This window comes from Sandarakinorhabdus oryzae, assembly GCF_009733735.1.
Taxonomy (GTDB): Bacteria; Pseudomonadota; Alphaproteobacteria; order Sphingomonadales; family Sphingomonadaceae; genus Sandarakinorhabdus; species Sandarakinorhabdus oryzae.
On the sequence record NZ_WNJP01000216.1, the window covers coordinates 1 to 4,019 of the forward strand.

The window sequence follows — 4,019 nt, forward strand, 5'->3', positions numbered from 1 at the left end:
CGGCGCCGGTGGCTTCCGCCAGCCGGCAATCGCGGGTGATGGCCAGCGCCTCGGCAAAGGCCGGCGCGGCAGCGAGGCCGAGCCGCGTCGCATATTCGCCAGCGGTGGCGACCGCGCCGGCGGTGAGCGCCACGTCTTCGGCGTGGGTTACCACGGTCAGGCCATGGCCATGGGCATAGGCCAGCAGCCGCTGCATGACGCGGGCATCGGCGATGGCGTGGCGGCCGGTGGCGACACCCACGGCACCGGCGGCCTTGGCAAGGCCGATTTCGGCCAGTTCCGCGCCCTTGAGGTCACGCGTGGCGGCCGCGAGCGGATGCACCCACACGTCCGGCTTGCCCGACCCCTGCGCATAGGCGACCAGCGCCGGCTCATCCAAAGGCGGCGACTGATCGGGCATCAGCAGCATGCGGGTGATGCCGCCGGCATTGGCAGCAGCGGTATCGGCCTTGAACACGCCGGCATCGATGATCCCCGGCGCCACCACCAGGCCGCTGGCATCGATCACGGTGGCGTCGGACGGTGGTTCCGCTTGACCGATGCCGGCCACCTTGCGGTCCTTCAAGAGGATGGTGGCGATGCCATCATGGCCCGTCGCCGGGCAGATGATGCGGCCGCCGGTCAGCGCGATGGGCGGGCTGGCGATCATGCCCAGCCCTCGATTCCGCGGCGGCGGCGGGTGAGCACATCGAGGCAGGCCATGCGCACGGCGACGCCCATCTCGACCTGTTCGGTGACGGCACTGCGGGCGATGTCGTCGGCAATGGCACCATCGATCTCGACGCCGCGGTTCATCGGGCCGGGGTGCATCACCAGCACATCGGGCGCGGCCTTGGCGAGGCGCGCCTCCGTGAGGCCATAGAAGCGGAAATACTCCCTCGGACTGGGCACATAGGCGCCCTCCATCCGTTCGGTCTGCAGGCGCAGCATCATCACCACGTCGGCGCCGGCGAGGCCGGCATCCATGTCGGTGAAGCTGGTGACGGCATAGCCATCAAGACCCTCCGGCAGCAGCGTCGACGGCGCGACCGCGCGCACTTCGGCGCCGAGCGAGGCGAGCAGCTGGAAATTGGAGCGGGCGACCCGGCTGTGCAGGATATCGCCGCAGATCGCCACCTTCAGCCCGGCGATGCGGCCCTTGCGGCGACGGATGGTCAGCGCGTCGAGCAGGGCTTGCGTGGGATGTTCATGGCGGCCATCACCGGCGTTGAGCACCGGGCAATCGACTTTCTCCGAGATCAGCTGCACTGCGCCGGATGATCCATGGCGGATCACGATCATGTCCGGGTGCATGGCATTCAATGTCAGCGCGGTGTCGAGCAGCGTCTCGCCCTTCTTCACGCTCGACCCCGACACGCCGAGATTGACCACGTCGGCCCCCAGCCGCTTGCCGGCGATTTCAAAGCTCAGCAGTGTGCGGGTGGAGTTTTCGAAGAAGGCATTGATCTGGGTGAGCCCTGTCAGCCGCTCGTCGCGCTTGGCGACACGCTTGCGGTTCATTTCCACCCATTGTTCGGCTTCATCGAGCAGGAAGGCGATTTCCCACGGCTTCAGCTGCGCAATGCCGAGCAGATGGTCGTGCGGAAACGGATGCGCGCCGTCCAGCAATGCAGGGTGGGAGGGGGTGCGCGCCATGAAGCCCACCCCTAATGGCAGGGGCCGTGGCAATCAACCCGTCCCCGGCAAGCTTCAGTTGCGCCGCCAGTGCAGCACCGGCAGCACCGAGGCGAAATCATCGCTCCACAGCGGTGTATTGGCCGGGGCCACGAGCGGCTGCCAGCCGGGATTGGCGGCGCGCAGGGCGGCGATGCGATCGGGCTGGCGCGACAGTGCCACCCATTCGGAGCGCGAGGCATTGGGGCTGGCCGGCTTGCCATCGCGCCCCGGCCGATAGCTGAGCACCGCCGCCTTCCAGCCGCCGTCCTCGGCCAGCTTTGCCACCACCGGCTGCAGGCCCAGGAAGCGGTTGGTGATGTGGATCAGCAGCAGGCCATCGCGGGCCAGCACCCGGCCATACACTGCCAGCGCCTCGCGGGTCATCATGTGAAGCGGGATGGCATCTGAGGAAAAGGCATCGATGGCCAGCAGGTCGTAACTGGCTGGCGGCTGCGACTTGAGGGTGAGGCGCGCATCGCCGACGATCATGCCGGCCGTGGGTGCGCAGCCCGACATGTAAGAGAAGCGCTGGCGGGCAATCGCCACCACCACGGGATCGATTTCATAGAAGGTCCAGCGCTGGCCGGGCCGGGCGGCGCAGGCCAGCGTGCCGGTGCCGAGCCCGACGACGCCGATGCGCACCCGTGGGCCAAACAGCACCGGCACCTGCGCCAGTGCCAGGCCGATGCCGCTTTCGGGCACATAATAAGTGGTGGTGGCAAGCGCCAGCGCCGGCAGGGTGGACTGGACACCGTGGATGGTGGTGCCGTGCTTCAACAGGCGGACATGACCGGTGGGAGCGGTTTCGACCGTGTAGACCCCGAAGAAGCTGCGCTGGAACTGGCCGGCGGCCTGTTTCTGCAATTGGGCAAAGCCGCCCAGCGCCAGCATGGTGATCGCCAGCAGCGCCACGAACAGCCAGCGCTGGCCGATCACGCTCCAGGCCAGCAGGGCCAGCGCCGCCAGCGGGGCGATGCTGGCCAGATCGGGAACGGTCAGCGCCGATATCGGGTGACGGATGAGCGCTGCGGCCAGCGCGCCCGCCGCCAGCAGGATCAGCGCGGCAGTCCACGGCCGCTCCGGCAACCAGCGGCGGCGCGCCGGTGGCACCAGCATCGCGGCGGCGACCAGCAGCAGCAGCGGATGCTCCCACGGCCAGGCAAGCACCGCCGGGGCCACCAACGCGCAGAACAGGCCGCCCAGTGCACCGCCGACCGACATCCACAGGTAGAAACTGGTGAGACCGGCGGCCGGCGGCCGCTCCAGCGCCAGCGTGCCGTGCAGCGCGACGGTGAGCGCCAGCAGCAGCGCCAGCCCGGCAATGGCCAGCGCCATGCCCAGGGTGGGCCCGATGCCGGAGAGAAACACCGGCGCGCCCAACAGCAGCAGGAGCATGGGCGAGACAGCGACCGCGCGCCGGGTAAAGGTCGGACCGGCGGCGGAAAAGGCAATGACGAAGCTGAGCAGGTAGATGGCCAGCGGCACCACCCACAGCAAGGGCATCGCCATCAGATCGGTGGTGAGATGGGTGGTGGTGGAGAGCAGCAGCCCGGAGGCCACGGCCGCCAGCATCACCCAGCGCAGCCGCTGCCGCCAGCTGAGCGCCACCGGTTCCAGCGGTTGCGCCGTGGTCGCAGCACCCTGACCCACGGTGACGCGCAGGCCGCACAGCGCGACCAGCAGCGCCAGCGCCACGAATCCGCCTGACCAGGCCAGCCGCTGCGGGCCCAGGCCGGCCAGCGGCTCGACCAGCAGCGGATAGGCCAGCAGCGCGGCGAAGCTGCCGAGATTGGAGGCGGCGTAGAGGAAATAGGGATTGGCTGCGTCTGCATCATCAGTGCGGGCAAACCAGGCCTGCATCAGGGGCGCCTGCGCCGAGACCACCAAGAACACCGGCCCGATCGACACCGCCAGCAGGCCGAGCAGCCACAGTGTCGGATCATGGCCGGCGGCCGGCGGGTACCAATTGGCCATGCCAATGGGGAGCGTGAGCGCGGCCAGCGCGAACAGCCCGAGATGGACCAGCAACTGCTGCCTGAGCGCCAGTTTCTGCAACTGGTTGGCATAAAGATAGCCGAGCAGCAGCACCGCCTGATAGAACAACATGGCGACATTCCAGACACTGGGCGAGCCGCCCAGAACCGGCAGCACCACCCGCCCGAACAGCGGCTGCACCAGGAACACCAGGAAGCTGCCGGCCAGGATGGTGGCGGTGAACAACGGCCGCACAGGGGCCGACAGGGCCAGGCGGCGGCTGGTCATGCGCGCCCCGCCATCGCGGCGATCAGCCCCGGCGCCGCCAGCGCAAATCCGGCCAGCATGGCGAGGGCCGCCAGCAGCAGCGACAGGCCCGCCTTCACGCC

At 69.1% G+C, this 4,019-nt stretch carries 2 protein-coding genes and 1 pseudogene; all 3 read right to left on the reverse strand.

The annotated features are described in order from the left end of the window. A pseudogene (locus GJ693_RS14415) lies at nucleotides 1-649 on the reverse strand (dihydroorotase); the annotation flags it as partial. Next, on the reverse strand, nucleotides 646-1,635 hold the full coding sequence (locus tag GJ693_RS14420; RefSeq protein WP_156256965.1) for an aspartate carbamoyltransferase catalytic subunit: 990 nt from the start codon (nucleotides 1,633-1,635) through the stop codon (nucleotides 646-648). The pseudogene GJ693_RS14415 and the gene GJ693_RS14420, both read right to left, overlap by 4 nt. 54 nt (nucleotides 1,636-1,689) lie before the next feature. Further along, nucleotides 1,690-3,918, reverse strand: a complete 2,229-nt coding sequence (locus tag GJ693_RS14425; protein WP_156256966.1) for a fused MFS/spermidine synthase — start codon at nucleotides 3,916-3,918, stop codon at nucleotides 1,690-1,692. Between the last annotated feature and the right edge of the window lie 101 nt (nucleotides 3,919-4,019).

Coding starts and splice junctions, on each gene's coding strand:
- GJ693_RS14425 (WP_156256966.1), bottom strand. CDS start 3,918: ATGACCAGCCGCCGCCTGGCCCTGTCGGCCCCTGTGCGGCCGTTGTTC.
- GJ693_RS14420 (WP_156256965.1), bottom strand. CDS start 1,635: ATGGCGCGCACCCCCTCCCACCCTGCATTGCTGGACGGCGCGCATCCG.